Below are 13,387 nucleotides of genomic sequence, written 5' to 3' on the forward strand. Positions count from 1 at the left end.
TAAGTATAGGTGACACGCAATATCATATGGATGCCTCTTGTCGTCCGGGCATGGCGGTATCATCTAGAATTCAGAATTAGTGAGTGAACAATAATGTCGATCATTCTTGACGCAAATGCGCCAGATAGCGCCACCAGCCAAAATCAGGATTCCGACCTGATCAAGGACAGCACTGTTGAAACTTTCGTTCAGGACGTCATTGAACCGTCCATGGAAGTGCCGGTTGTTGTCGATTTCTGGGCGCCCTGGTGCGGTCCGTGCAAAAACCTGACTCCGGTGATCGAAAAGGTCACACGTGAGGCTGGTGGACGCGTGAAGCTGGTCAAAGTCAATATCGACGAAAACCAGGAATTGGCGATGCAGCTGCGCATTCAGTCGGTTCCGACGGTTTATGCCTTCAAGGGCGGCCGCCCGGTCGATGGTTTTCAGGGTGCGCAGCCGGAAAGCGAAGTGCGCGCCTTTTATGAAAAGCTTGCCGGCGGCCCGATTGAAAGCCCGATCGAGATGCTGCTTGAACAAGCAAGTGCCGCACTTGCGGAAGACGACTTTGAAACGGCACACGGATTTTATGTCAGCGTACTTGAACGCGAACAGGAAAATGAAATTGCCATTGGCGGGATGATACGTTGCATGGTCGGCATGGGCGAAGTTGAAGAAGCCCGCCACTTTGTTGACAACATGTCCGATCTTGATCGCATGAAGGCGCCAATTGCGGCCGCCATCAGCGCGCTTGAACTGGCCGAAACCGGTGTGTCAGGGGAAGACCTTGATGCGGCGCGCGCCAAAGCCGAAGCCAACCCGAACGACCCGCAGGCGCAATATGATTACGGCATGGCGTGCTTTGCCGCGAACAAGCGTGATGAGGCGGTGAATGCCATGATCACCATCATTCGCACCAACCGCGAATGGAATGAAGATGCAGGACGTACCCAGCTCCTGAAGTTTTTTGAAGCCTGGGGCCCGATGGATCCCGCCAGCGTCGCCGGACGCCGTGCCTTATCAACGGTACTATTTTCATGAGCATATGCGGCCCCTTTGATCCTGAACTATCGGATCTCCCGGAAACCATGCCGGTATTCCCGTTAAGCGGTGCACTGTTGCTGCCGCGCGGGCATTTGCCGCTCAATATCTTTGAGCCGCGATACATGAATATGGTCAGCGATGCACTTGGTCAGGACCGGATGATTGGCATGATCCAGCCCCGCCCTAATCAACGCGATGCCTATTTCATGAACCCGGACAATCCGGAGATCTTTTCAACAGGATGTGCGGGCCGCATTACCGCCTTTAGCGAAACCGACGATGGGCGTTTTTTGATCACGCTGACCGGTGTGTGTCGTTTTACCGTCCTTGAGGAATTGCCCGAAAACGGTCGCGGCTATCGCACTGTGCGTGGCGATTTTGCGCCGTGGCAGGATGATCTCGCACTGCCGGGTGAGGATATGTCGATCAATCGTGACCGGCTGCGTATCGCACTTGAGGCCTATTTTGCGCAACATTCACTTCGGTCTTGCTGGGATACGCTGGCTGATAGCGATGATGAAATGCTGATCACGACCATTTCGATGGGCTGTCGGCTTAGTCCGCTTGAAAAACAGGCTTTGCTCGAATGCACAACCCTGTATGATCGCGGCGATATGCTGACGACCTTGCTTGAGATGGCAGTGCACGCAGATCCCAAGCAATCGTATAGCAACACCAACTGAACATAGATGCCATTGCTACGGCATACCCAATTTGAAGGCTGAATTCATGACCGCGACCCCAAGCCCGGTAGACCCGAAACTTCTTGAAATACTTGTCTGTCCGGTCACCAAGCAGGCGCTGGAATATGATCGTGAAAATAACGAGCTGATCAGCCCGAAGGCCGGCCTTGCATACCCGATCCGCGACGGCATTCCGATCATGCTCCCCGACGAAGCCCGCGCCATCGAAGATTAAGGCAAGGACATACCCTAAATGTCCAATGACGGCTTTACCCCAGCATTCAGCCCGGTCGAAATCAATTATCTGCGCGATGACCGCATTCTGGAAATCATCTGGGATGATGGCGCTAAGACGTATCTGAGCGCTGAACTGCTACGGGTCGAAAGCCCGTCAGCCGAAGTTCAGGGGCATCACCCCTCGGAAAAGAAGATTATCTCTGGTCGCCGGCATGTCGGCGTCATTGATATCGCGCCGGTGGGAAATTATGCCGTTCGGATCAGCTTTGATGACCTGCATGATAGCGGTCTGTTCAGCTGGCAATATCTTCGCGAGATGCACGACAATCAGGACAAGCTGTGGAAAGACTATCTCGCAGCGCTTGAAGCACGCGGCCTATCACGCGATCCTTCGCGCTAGTCGACCCGGTCTTTCCAGCGCTCTCTAACCTTCACATCACACACCTAGAAGCAAAAACGGCCCTGCCAAAGACAGGACCGTTTTTTAACTGTCTGAGCGAAGCAAGCACCTCGCAGACGCGCTTCTTAGAATCGGTAACCTACACCAACACCGAAGACCCACGGATCAAGGTGCGCTTTGGATGTGTTGGAACCGTTGTCGATATTGACGTCGGTATCGAGGAAGATCTTTTTGACATCAAGGTTGACCGACCACGGACCAGAAATCGCGTAGTCAAAACCGGCTTGGAAAGCATAGCCAAAACCATCGTCATATTTGACGGAACCGAACTGGCCCGGCTTGGAGTCATAGAAGAAGGTGTAGTTGATACCTGCACCGACATACGGGCTCCAACGGCTTTCCGGCATGAAGTGATACTGCAGGGTCAAGGTCGGCGGCAGTAGACGCACGGAACCGGCATCAAGGCTCGGGTTCGACCAATCCAGATCGTGCTGGGTGGTTGCCGCAATCAGTTCGAGTGCGATGTTATCGGTAACGAAGTAGGAGAAATCCACCTCAGGAACAACATCGTTGTTCAGCTTACCTTCGCCGGTACCAATTGTATCGTCGTAGGTGTCCTCATCCGGAACCATCGCGATACCACGTGCACGGATGACGAAGTCACCGGCCTGTTTGGTTTTGAATTCGGCGGTCTGTGCGGAAGCCGGATTGGCTGCAACGAGCGAAGCGGCCATCATGCCACCCAACAACGCGGTGCCAAGAAGTTTGGATTTGAATGACATTATCTGTCCCCTGTTAGTTTGATTAACTGGGAGGGACATTGCGCTTTTCTGTTTGCTGACTTGTTGACACAAATCAAGAAGTCGAAACAAAAAACGACAGAGTTTTGAACGATTATAAGTGACCATCGATCACTTATTGCAATTTTTCTAACGAAAAAGTCGCAAAATGCTGGGCGTTTTTCTTCGCGAAATCAAACCGTTAGAGCGACTTTCCCTGCATGAGCTTTGGCAAAGTGCCCGCATAGCCCATGGCATGAGACATGAAAGTCTTTTTCAGTGGCGGGATTTTCTCGACAATGGCAAGCCCAAGATCACGCGCCCAGCGGATCGGAGCAATGTCGTTCGAGAACAAACGAGTCGTGATATCAGTTACCGCCAACATCACTGTATTATCAAAGCGGCGCCACTGTTCGTACTCGGCCAGAACATCGGCACTGCCGATATCGCGGCCGAGGCGGCGGGCATTGACCAGAATTTCGGCGAGAACCGCCACATCGCGGATCCCCATATTCAGACCCTGGCCTGCAATCGGGTGCATGCCATGTGCTGCATCCCCAATGAGTGCAAGACGATCCTGCGTATAGTGATAGGCATGCTGCAGTCCAAGCGGGTAGCAGAAACGCGGACCAATCACTTCAAGATCGCCCAGATAGCCGTCAAAGCGGCGGTGCAATTCATCAAGAAAGGTCTGGTCATCCAGATTGACCAGATAGTTGGCCTGCTCAGTCCCCTCGGTCCAGACGATCGAGCAGCGGTTATCGGTCATCGGCAAGATCGCGAACGGACCTGCCGGCAGGAAGTGTTCGACCGCCAGACCATTGTGCGGAACCTTGTGCTTAACCGTGCAGACAACCGCACTTTGCTTGTAGCTCCAGTTATAGGTCTTGATCCCGGCCCATTCGCGCAGCATGGATTTGCGTCCTTCTGCACCGATGGCAAGGGGAGCTCGGATGGACTGCCCGTCGGCGAGCGTTATGGTCATGCCCCCCTGATCGCGGGCAATGGTTTCGACCTTTGCCGGTGCAATCATCTTGACCAGATCGCTTTTTTCGATGGCACGATAAAGCGCACTGCGTGTCACAAGGTTTTCGACGATATAGCCGAGCGGCTCGTCACCAACGTCATGATGATCATAATGCAGGAATAGCGGGCTTTGACCGTCGGCAATCCGGATATCGAGGATCGGTTCCGCGCCGTCCGCCATCTTGTCCCAGGCTCCAATGACCTCAAGCACCGACTTGGAGGCAGCCGCAATCGCACAGGTGCGACCGTCATAATTGGCGGTCAGGATGGTTTTGGGGTCTGCATAATCAATCACCACCGACTTGATACCACCATGGGCCAAAGCCAAAGCCATCGAGGCGCCGTTCAGCCCACCCCCAAGAATGATGACATCGGTATGAAGTGCCGGCTGATCATGCATGTCGCAATTTCCTGTGTCGTTTGGCCTCGGCCTGTGATGCCGGTTTACCGTGCAGATCGACATCCCGCGTTGACCTGACGCAATAGGGTGCCGTGAAAGCGTTGTTTGCACATCTTTACCCTGCCCGATACGCAGCCACAACCCGCACCGATCATCCGAAGGCCGTTATCCGGCCCGCCACACCCAAAACACTATTGAAACCGGGCTGAGCTAAGCCGATCCGAACCACAATCACACCCAGAGAAGTCATCACCCCTTGGTTGCGATACCGCGATACCGACCAAGATACGAGCCGCTACAGAGCCTTGAGCTGCAAGCGCTTTTCGATTCCGCAGCAGGTTGATTAAAAAATATGCATATTTTTTGAACAGCCACAGATTTTGTGCAGTTTTTAATCCGGAGATGACAGAGAAAAGTCACAATCCCGGCAAGGAGATTCATAATTTTATCTAGCAAAAACAGATATTTATGAAATTAATTTTGAGTCTGGCACGATTCTTGGTTTGGAACGGGGGACTGCGAAATCGTGATTACCACGTTGGTACTCAACGGATATGCCGGGAGGTCGCAATATTATGAAACTTGTTACTGCTGTCATTAAGCCGTTCAAACTGGACGAAGTCCGCGAAGCGCTCAGCGCTTTGGGCGTTCAGGGTTTGACGGTCACTGAAGTTAAAGGTTTTGGCCGTCAGAAAGGTCAGACCGAAATTTATCGTGGTGCTGAATACATGGTCAGCTTCCTGCCGAAGGTGAAGCTGGAAGTCGCCATCACGGATAATCTGGTTGATCAGGTTGTCGAAGCTATCACCAAAACTGCTCAAACCGGGAAAATCGGGGACGGTAAGATTTTCGTTCTTGATGTAAGCCAGGCGGTCCGTATCCGCACTGGTGAAACCGGCGACGACGCCCTGTAAGTCCAGAGACAAGGGGAGACATTATGACTATTTCCATGAAGAAAACCGGCCTTGCTGCTGCGGCAGCTACCGCCCTTCTGGCAATCGCTTCTCCGGCTTTTGCACAGGACGCAGGCGTTCCGGCTGAAACCCAGTTTATTCTCAACAGCTTCAGCTTCCTGTTCAGTGGCGCAATCGTCATGTTCATGGCTGCTGGCTTTGCGATGCTTGAAAGCGGCCTGGTTCGTACCAAAAACGTAACCACCATTCTGCTGAAAAACATCAGCCTGTTCGCAATCGCGGGCATCATGTATTACCTCATCGGTTACAACCTGATGTACATGGATGTATCTGGCTGGATTGGCTCGCTGAGCCTGTGGAGCGCAGATGACTCCGCCGCACTTGGTGGCGATTTCTCTGGCGGTTATTCCGCAACGTCCGACTGGTTCTTCCAGATGGTCTTCGTTGCTACCGCAGCTTCGATCGTTTCCGGTACTGTTGCCGAGCGTATCAAACTGTGGCCGTTCCTGATCTTCGTCGTTGTTCTGACTGGCGTTCTGTATCCGATCACCGGTGCATGGACCTGGGGCGGCGGCTGGCCCGCAGAGATGGGCTTCTCTGACTTTGCCGGTTCCACCATTGTTCACTCCGTCGGCGGCTGGGCTGCTCTGACTGGTGCGATCATCCTTGGTGCACGTAAAGGCAAATTCGGAGCAGACGGTTCCGTTCACCCGATGCCGGGTTCGAACCTTCCTCTTGCAACGCTTGGTACCTTCATCCTGTGGCTCGGCTGGTTCGGCTTCAACGGTGGTTCCCAGCTTGCTATGGGCACCGGCGCTGACGTCATCGCGATTGCCAACATCTATGGCAACACCACGATGGCTGCTGCTGGTGGTGTAGTTGCCGCAATGCTCCTGACCCAGATCCTTTACAAAAAGGTCGACCTCACCATGGCACTTAACGGTGCACTGGCTGGTCTGGTCTCGATCACTGCTGCTCCGGACACCCCGACCATTGGTTCGGCGATCATCATCGGTGCAATCGGTGGCCTTCTGGTTGTCATCGCGGTTCCGCTGCTCGACAAACTCAAAATCGACGACGTTGTCGGTGCTGTTTCGGTTCACCTTGTTGCTGGTATCTGGGGCACGCTTGCTGTTCCGTTCACCAATGACGGTGCTTCCTTCGGTACGCAGATCACCGGTATCGTTGCAATGGGTGCCTTCACCATCGTTGCTTCGTCGATCGTTTGGCTGGCTCTGAAGTTCACTGTTGGTATTCGCCTCTCCGAGGAAGAAGAAGCCAACGGTGCAGACGCGACCGAGCTTGGCATGGAAGCCTATCCGGAATTCGGTAAGGGTTCCCAGCGCTTCTAAGCGAGACTTTCTGACGGATCCCATGTTCGCATGGGATCCAATCCATCAGATCAAAGGCCCGTCCGGGGAAACCCGGGCGGGCTTTTCTTATGGCGGAGCCAAGGGCTGCACTTATTTCACGCAAGCCTGTCAGCCGCCGTATAAAGCCGATTTCACGCCGCTCTTAAATGTTTCTTTGCACTTTTGGCATAGGGGTAAAGTCAGGGGATTTTACCCATCTTCTGAATAACGGGGCCGTGAAACGCGGACCACAGACCATGCTGGAATGACGACGAACATGTTTAACGCGCGCCTGGATCAATTGCCTGCCTATCCGTTTCCGCGATTGGCAACCCTGCTGGACGGTATCGAACCCGGCCAGCCGCCGCTTGTCATGTCGATCGGCGAACCCCAGCATGAACCGCCCGCCATGATCACCGAGGCGATGGTTAAATATGCCAGCCTTTGGCACAAATACCCGCCCGGTGCCGGTACACCCGAACTGCGCGAGGCCATCAAGAACTGGCTCGATCGCCGCTATAACCTGCCGACAGACATGATTGATCGCGATGATCACGTCCTGCCGGTCGCAGGCACGCGCGAAGCGCTTTATCTGATCGCAACCACCGTCATTCCACAGGATCAGCCGGGACCAAAACCAAAGGTCTTGCTGCCCAACCCGTTCTATCAGGTCTATTGCGGGGCGGCCGTTCTCAATGATGCCGAAATGGTACCGCTCGCCGCCGGCCCGGAAAACGGTTTCCTGCCCGATCTTGATCAGATTGATCCCAAGGACCTTGATGCCTGTGCCCTATTCTTCCTGTGCTCGCCTGCCAATCCGCAAGGGGCGATTGCATCGCGGGACTATCTTGAACAGATCATTGCCCTGGCCCGCAAACATGACTTCGTACTGGCGATGGATGAATGTTACGCCGATATCTATGACCGGACCGCACCGACCGGGGCGCTTGAGATTTGTGCGGCGCAGGGCGGCAAGATGGACAACATCCTTGTGTTCCACAGCCTGTCGAAACGTTCCAGTGCGCCGGGCCTGAGATCGGGCTTCGTTGCCGGTGATGAAAAAATCATCAAACGCTTCACGGCACTTCGCAGCTATTGCTCCGCCACCATTCCAATGCCGGTTATGGCGGCGTCCACAGCGCTTTGGAACGATGATGCCCATGCTGAAGCCAATCGCGACATCTATCGCGCCAAAATCGATATTGCCGAGGAAGTCTTTGGCAACCGGTTCGGCTTTTATCGCCCGCCGGGTGGATTTTTCCTGTGGCTTGATGTCGGCGATGACGAAGCCGCTACCCAGAAAATCTGGAAAGAAACCGGGGTCAAGGTCATCCCGGGCAGCTATCTTTCGATGACCGATGCCAAGGGCAACAATCCGGGCAAACAGTTCATCCGCATTGCCCTTGTCCATGATCTTGAAACCACGCGGGAAGGACTGACCCGCATCGCAAAGGCGTTGGAAAGCTAAACCCGGCACCTCGCCCCGGCAGAACAGCAGGACTTAACCAGAACGGATACCCAGATGAGCAGCCAGTCAAACACTCTTGGAACCGCTTTCATGCCCGGCAGTCTCGTAACACTGCTCAAGCGCAGTGGTTTGCGGTTTTGCGGCCTTGGGCTGGTATTGCTGGCCATGGCGCTGTTCGTCATGCTGATCGGCTTCCATCCGGGCGACCCATCCTTTAACCATGCCACGGACCGCACGACGGTATTTAATCCGCTGGGCATTGTTGGTGCCTATGGCGCGGATGTGATGCTGCGTACACTTGGTCTGGCGTCTGCACTGATTACGGTTTTGCTGGTTGGTTGGGGATTGCGCCTGATTGCGGTGAAACCGTTCCGCTGGATGTGGGTGCGCTTCCTTGTTCTGCCGCTGGCCCTGCTTCTGGTGGCAACCTCGGCCGCAGCCATTCAGCCGGGCATGCATTGGCCGCTCACCGTCGGACTTGGCGGCTTTGCCGGTGATTTGCTGCTGGGCAAGCTTCAGGCCGGTTTTGCCATGATCGGTGTGCCCGGTGCACGGGCATTGATTGCGCTGGCATCCATGGTGCTTGGTCTGGCGCTGACGATCTTTTGCATGGCCTATTCCCTGTCGGAATGGGAACGGTTGGGCACCGCGCTTTCCTTTGCGGGCGGCAAGGTGATTTCGGGAATTCGCGCCATTATCCCGACCGGCAGCAATGACGAACCGATTGCCAAACGTGCACCCGGCTCGCGTCAGGAACCGTCGATGGACAAGGGCAAATCGAAGCTTGGCACGGCGATTTCGACCCGCAAGTCCGAACCGACGACCACCGCCGATGACGATGACGGGTTTGACGATGATGACGGCGATCACGAACCGCCGGTACATATCGTTGCCGCCCCGGCAGCCAAGCTGCAACCAAGCCAGAAGGCCGCAGCCCAACGGCAGGCATCATTTGATCTGGGATCTGAAGAATACCGCTTCCCGCCGCTTGATCTATTGCAGGAAGCCGATCCGGCCGATGCCAACCCGATTGATCAGGAAGCACTGGCGCAAAATGCCCGCCTGCTTGAAACCGTGCTTCAGGACTTTGGCGTCAAGGGCGAGATCGTGCAGGTCCGTCCGGGCCCGGTTGTCACACTTTATGAGCTGGAGCCGGCTGCGGGCGTCAAATCATCGCGCGTCATTGGCCTTGCCGATGATATTGCGCGCTCCATGAGTGCGATTGCTGCCCGTGTTGCCGTGGTGCCGGGGCGTAACGTCATCGGGATCGAGCTTCCCAATGTGCGGCGTGAAACCGTGCATCTGCATGAAATTCTGGCATCGAGTGATTTTGAAAAGAATAGCGGCAAGCTCAATATGAGCCTGGGCAAGGATATCGGCGGCACCCCGGTGATTGCCGACCTTGCCAAAATGCCGCACTTGCTGATTGCCGGTACTACCGGTTCGGGTAAGTCGGTTGGTGTGAATGCGATGATCCTGTCATTGCTGTATCGAATGAAGCCCGAAGAATGCCGCTTCATCATGATCGACCCCAAGATGCTTGAACTGTCGATCTATGATGGCATCCCGCACCTGCTGACCCCGGTTGTCACCGACCCGCACAAGGCTGTTGTCGCCCTGAAATGGGCGGTGCGCGAGATGGAAGACCGGTATCGCGCCATGAGCCAGGTCGGGGTTCGTAACATTGCGGGCTATAACAAACGCATCAAGGAAGCCGCTGCCAAGGGCGAGCAACTGACCCGACGCGTTCAGACCGGCTTTGATCCGGAAACCGGCAAACCGATCTTTGAAGATCAGGAACTGCCGATGGAGCCGCTGCCGTTTATCGTCATCATCGTTGACGAGATGGCCGACCTGATGTTGGTTGCCGGCAAGGATGTCGAGGCCTCCATCCAGCGTCTGGCACAGATGGCGCGTGCGGCCGGCCTGCACCTGATCATGGCGACCCAGCGTCCGTCGGTCGACGTTATTACCGGTACGATCAAGGCCAACTTCCCGACACGTATTTCCTATTCCGTGACGTCCAAGATCGACTCACGCACCATTCTGGGTGAAATGGGCGCGGAGCAGCTCCTGGGTCAGGGTGATATGCTTTACATGGGTCAGGGTGGCCGTTTGCAACGTGTTCACGGCCCGTTTGTTTCCGACGAGGAAGTCGAAAGCATCGTCAAGCATCTGCGCGATCAGGGCGATCCGGCCTATCTTGAAACCGTTACCGAAGAACCTGAAGAAGACCCGGTTGCAGCCTATATGGGCGGCGGCAATGCTGGTGCTGGCGGCGGTGCAGGATCAGATGATGATCTTTACAATCAGGCAGTCGGCATCGTGCTTCGCGAGAAGAAGGCATCAACCAGCTTCATCCAGCGCAAGCTTTCCATCGGCTACAACCGCGCAGCGCGCATCATCGAACAGATGGAAGAAAACGGCGTCGTTTCGGCCGCCAACCATGTCGGCAAGCGCGAGGTCCTGATGGAAAACATGGATGGTACGCCCTACAAGTACTGATCCATCGCTGAGTTGATCGGCTGAGCGTCATTCCAGAGATATATAAAGGCGGGTCACGATGGTGGCCCGCCTTTTGTCATCAAAGGTAAAAATGAAATTGTTTGGCAGTCGACTCGAACCGCCAGGTGAAAATTGGGTTGCTTGCCGCGCGGACAGGATCATTTACCCGGGGTTGAAACCCGGCCAGCCCGTTCGGGCCAGGTCGCGATTCCCCAGCAAGACACGCACATTGCGTTCTTTTTAATATTTACAACTAAATCAAAAGAACATAATTTACCCGATTACAATATATAGATGTTTTATTTTCATACACTTAGCGTGTTTTTCTTCAGTGATTTAATTCACATCAATGTATGATTCTCAGAGTTCACTATAGCCACACTTGATCTGCTTTTTCTTCGATCAATCGGTCCACATACACTCATCATACATTCGGGTTAGGTCCTACAATGAGGCTCTCTGATTTTTCATTCGCGTGGAAGTTGCGCGGCGTAATGGTTCTGGTGGCAATCGCGCTGGCGGCGTCTTCCATTCTGAACTTGTACTCCCTTTACGAAACCATGGTCGAAGATCGCAAGATCACCCTGCGCTATGTTGTGGATCAGTCGACGAGCATCGTTCAGGACTACGCCAAGCGCGCCAAGGCCGGCGACATGAGCGAGGCCGAGGCGAAGGAAACCGCGCTTGCCACACTTGCGAGCCAGCGATTTGATAACAACAACTATGTCTTTGTCATGGAACGCGACGGCACGATGGCAATGCATCCGCTGGCCCCCAATCTGGTCGGTAAAAGTGCCGGGTCAATCAAGGATCCGACCGGCGCGACCCCGATTGCGGATCTGAGCACCGTTGCCGTTCAGGCAGGTGAGGGATTTGTTTCCTATGTCTGGCCGCACCCAAGCACGAACAATGATGAGCCGAAACTGGCCTATGCCAAGCTGGTAAAGGGTTGGGATCTGGTCGTTGCCGCAGGCATTTATACAGATGATGTTGATGCTGCTTTCTGGAATGTCGCAACCCTCGATATTATCGCCCTCGTGATCATCATGGCCGTGATTGGCGGGCTCGCCTTTGCGATCGAACGCAGCACAACCGCCCCAATGCGCGGCATCACCGCGGCGCTGTCACGCCTTGCCGATGGGGATACTTCGGTCAGTAGTGACGCTGCAGATCGTAAGGACGAAATCGGTGATCTGGCCCGCGCGCTGGAAGTCTTCCGGGAGAACCGTGAAAAAGCCGATCGTCTGCAAAAGGAACAGGAAGCCGCAAACGATGCCCAGCTTGCACGCGCCAAACAGGTCGCTGCCCGCATTGCACAGTTCGAACAGGATGTCGAAAGCGATCTGACCGTGGTCAATGCCGCGGTTGATCAACTGCGTGGCACAGCAACCGGCATGGCAGCCCAGTCTGATCAAACATCAAGTCAGGCCGCAAATGTTGCGGCCGCCACCGAACAGGCCGCAACCAACGTTGAGACAGTTGCGTCCGCTGCCGAGCAGCTGGCAGCCGCCATTGATGAAATCACCGCCCAGGTTAGCCGTTCATCGGATATTGCACAATCAGGTGCCGATGAGGCAGATGACGCCAGCTCGATCTTTGCCGAACTGGCAAATGCATCAGACAAGATTGGCGAAGTGGTTGAGCTCATCCAGTCGATTGCCGAACAGACCAACCTTCTGGCCCTAAATGCGACGATCGAGGCCGCACGTGCGGGTGAAGCTGGCAAAGGCTTTGCCGTTGTCGCAGCCGAGGTCAAAAACCTTGCCAATCAGACCACACGCGCGACCGAAGACATCGCCGGGCAGATCGAAGGCATTCAGAACAGCACACAAGGTGCCCTTGGCGCGATTGAACATCTGTCATCGCGTATGAAGGAACTGAACGAGGTTGCCGGTGGCATCGCCGCAGCCGTGAGCGAACAGGACGCCGCAACCGGTGAAATCGCGCGTAACGTCGCCGAAGCCGCCGCAGGCACCAAGGAAGTTGCGCATAACGTGGTTGGCCTTCGTGAATCTGCCGAGGAAGAACGTCAGTCATCCGGTGAGGTGCTTAGCGCATCCAACAGCCTGTCGGACAAATCGCAGGCCCTTCTGTGGCAGATCAAGCGGTTCCTTGAAGACATCCGGGCCGCCTGATTTCAAAGGCAGCGAACAGAAAAAAGGCGGGCTGAAATTCAGCCCGCCTTTTTTGATTTCATGATCCGACGAAGATCAGATCGACTGGTTGATCCAGTCGACAAGGGCGCTTTTCGGCAGTGCGCCGACTTTCATCGCCGCGACTTCCCCGCCCTTGAAGATCATCAGGGTCGGAATGCCACGAACACCGTATTTCGCCGGGGTGTTCGGGTTTTCGTCGATATTCACCTTGGCGATCTTGAGCTTGCCGCCCAGTTCACCAGCGATTTCATCGAGATATGGGGCAATCTGTTTGCACGGACCGCACCACTCAGCCCAGAAATCGACCAAAACCGGGTCGTTGGAACCCAGAACGTCGGTATCGAACGAACCGTCGGAAACTTTAATCGTGGTCATACTTTCAGATCCTAGTTGTTACGAGGCAAGGCGGGCGAACCCGCGAACCTCGATCCGCTTTATGAGGCC

Annotated in this window: 12 protein-coding genes; 9 read left to right on the forward strand and 3 right to left on the reverse strand. The window is 54.9% G+C overall.

The window, feature by feature from the left end:
* Positions 1 to 93: 93 nt before the first annotated feature.
* From trxA (CMO10_RS01705) to CMO10_RS01720, 4 genes are read left to right on the forward strand one after another with little or no spacing between them, the layout of a single operon-like run.
* Positions 94 to 1,020, forward strand: a complete 927-nt coding sequence (trxA, locus tag CMO10_RS01705; RefSeq protein WP_297018596.1) for a thioredoxin — start codon at positions 94 to 96, stop codon at positions 1,018 to 1,020.
* The gene (locus CMO10_RS01710; protein ID WP_297018597.1) at positions 1,017 to 1,706 is read left to right on the forward strand and encodes an LON peptidase substrate-binding domain-containing protein; all 690 of its coding nucleotides are present in this window, start codon (positions 1,017 to 1,019) and stop codon (positions 1,704 to 1,706) included. The genes trxA (CMO10_RS01705) and CMO10_RS01710 overlap by 4 nt, the downstream gene beginning before the upstream one ends.
* 46 nt (positions 1,707 to 1,752) lie before the next feature.
* Positions 1,753 to 1,941 (forward strand): Trm112 family protein, encoded by a 189-nt coding sequence (locus tag CMO10_RS01715; protein ID WP_167720321.1) that lies wholly within the window; start codon positions 1,753 to 1,755, stop codon positions 1,939 to 1,941.
* Positions 1,942 to 1,959: 18 nt separating this feature from the next.
* Positions 1,960 to 2,343 carry a gamma-butyrobetaine hydroxylase family protein gene (locus tag CMO10_RS01720; protein WP_297018598.1) on the forward strand — a complete coding sequence of 128 codons (384 nt, stop codon included), beginning with the start codon at positions 1,960 to 1,962 and terminating at the stop codon, positions 2,341 to 2,343.
* A gap of 125 nt (positions 2,344 to 2,468) precedes the next feature.
* On the opposite strand, the gene CMO10_RS01725 is transcribed toward CMO10_RS01720, so the two are convergent.
* The gene (locus CMO10_RS01725) at positions 2,469 to 3,125 is read right to left on the reverse strand and encodes an OmpW/AlkL family protein (RefSeq protein ID WP_297018599.1); all 657 of its coding nucleotides are present in this window, start codon (positions 3,123 to 3,125) and stop codon (positions 2,469 to 2,471) included.
* A 199-nt stretch (positions 3,126 to 3,324) separates the two neighbouring features.
* A complete protein-coding gene (gene ubiH, locus CMO10_RS01730; protein WP_297018600.1) occupies positions 3,325 to 4,548 on the reverse strand; it encodes a 2-octaprenyl-6-methoxyphenyl hydroxylase in 1,224 nt (407 codons plus the stop codon).
* 575 nt (positions 4,549 to 5,123) lie between these two features.
* Here ubiH and CMO10_RS01735 point away from each other — a divergent pair.
* The 5 genes from CMO10_RS01735 (at position 5,124) to CMO10_RS01755 (ending at position 12,922) form a co-directional block, all read left to right on the forward strand.
* Positions 5,124 to 5,462 carry a P-II family nitrogen regulator gene (locus CMO10_RS01735; RefSeq protein WP_007088725.1) on the forward strand — a complete coding sequence of 113 codons (339 nt, stop codon included), beginning with the start codon at positions 5,124 to 5,126 and terminating at the stop codon, positions 5,460 to 5,462.
* Between the two features lie 23 nt (positions 5,463 to 5,485).
* On the forward strand, positions 5,486 to 6,814 hold the full coding sequence (gene amt / locus CMO10_RS01740; protein ID WP_297018601.1) for an ammonium transporter: 1,329 nt from the start codon (positions 5,486 to 5,488) through the stop codon (positions 6,812 to 6,814).
* A 277-nt stretch (positions 6,815 to 7,091) separates the two neighbouring features.
* Positions 7,092 to 8,282 (forward strand): aminotransferase class I/II-fold pyridoxal phosphate-dependent enzyme, encoded by a 1,191-nt coding sequence (locus CMO10_RS01745; RefSeq protein ID WP_297018602.1) that lies wholly within the window; start codon positions 7,092 to 7,094, stop codon positions 8,280 to 8,282.
* Between the two features lie 54 nt (positions 8,283 to 8,336).
* Positions 8,337 to 10,787 carry a DNA translocase FtsK gene (locus CMO10_RS01750; RefSeq protein ID WP_297018603.1) on the forward strand — a complete coding sequence of 817 codons (2,451 nt, stop codon included), beginning with the start codon at positions 8,337 to 8,339 and terminating at the stop codon, positions 10,785 to 10,787.
* A 449-nt stretch (positions 10,788 to 11,236) separates the two neighbouring features.
* Positions 11,237 to 12,922: a methyl-accepting chemotaxis protein gene (locus CMO10_RS01755; RefSeq protein ID WP_297018604.1), complete on the forward strand. Its 1,686-nt coding sequence runs from the start codon at positions 11,237 to 11,239 to the stop codon at positions 12,920 to 12,922.
* Positions 12,923 to 12,997: 75 nt separating this feature from the next.
* On the opposite strand, the gene trxA (CMO10_RS01760) is transcribed toward CMO10_RS01755, so the two are convergent.
* Positions 12,998 to 13,318, reverse strand: a complete 321-nt coding sequence (trxA, locus tag CMO10_RS01760) for a thioredoxin TrxA (protein ID WP_008888557.1) — start codon at positions 13,316 to 13,318, stop codon at positions 12,998 to 13,000.
* Positions 13,319 to 13,387 lie beyond the last annotated feature (69 nt).

Source organism: Thalassospira sp., assembly GCF_002709775.1.
In the GTDB taxonomy this organism is placed as follows: domain Bacteria; phylum Pseudomonadota; class Alphaproteobacteria; order Rhodospirillales; family Thalassospiraceae; genus Thalassospira.

Bases quoted from the DNA above. Each gene is read 5' to 3' on its own strand.
- trxA (WP_297018596.1), top strand. From the start codon at position 94: ATGTCGATCATTCTTGACGCAAATGCGCCAGATAGCGCCACCAGCCAA.
- CMO10_RS01710 (WP_297018597.1), top strand. From the start codon at position 1,017: ATGAGCATATGCGGCCCCTTTGATCCTGAACTATCGGATCTCCCGGAA.
- CMO10_RS01715 (WP_167720321.1), top strand. From the start codon at position 1,753: ATGACCGCGACCCCAAGCCCGGTAGACCCGAAACTTCTTGAAATACTT.
- CMO10_RS01720 (WP_297018598.1), top strand. From the start codon at position 1,960: ATGTCCAATGACGGCTTTACCCCAGCATTCAGCCCGGTCGAAATCAAT.
- CMO10_RS01725 (WP_297018599.1), bottom strand. From the start codon at position 3,125: ATGTCATTCAAATCCAAACTTCTTGGCACCGCGTTGTTGGGTGGCATG.
- ubiH (WP_297018600.1), bottom strand. From the start codon at position 4,548: ATGCATGATCAGCCGGCACTTCATACCGATGTCATCATTCTTGGGGGT.
- CMO10_RS01735 (WP_007088725.1), top strand. From the start codon at position 5,124: ATGAAACTTGTTACTGCTGTCATTAAGCCGTTCAAACTGGACGAAGTC.
- amt (WP_297018601.1), top strand. From the start codon at position 5,486: ATGACTATTTCCATGAAGAAAACCGGCCTTGCTGCTGCGGCAGCTACC.
- CMO10_RS01745 (WP_297018602.1), top strand. From the start codon at position 7,092: ATGTTTAACGCGCGCCTGGATCAATTGCCTGCCTATCCGTTTCCGCGA.
- CMO10_RS01750 (WP_297018603.1), top strand. From the start codon at position 8,337: ATGAGCAGCCAGTCAAACACTCTTGGAACCGCTTTCATGCCCGGCAGT.
- CMO10_RS01755 (WP_297018604.1), top strand. From the start codon at position 11,237: ATGAGGCTCTCTGATTTTTCATTCGCGTGGAAGTTGCGCGGCGTAATG.
- trxA (WP_008888557.1), bottom strand. From the start codon at position 13,318: ATGACCACGATTAAAGTTTCCGACGGTTCGTTCGATACCGACGTTCTG.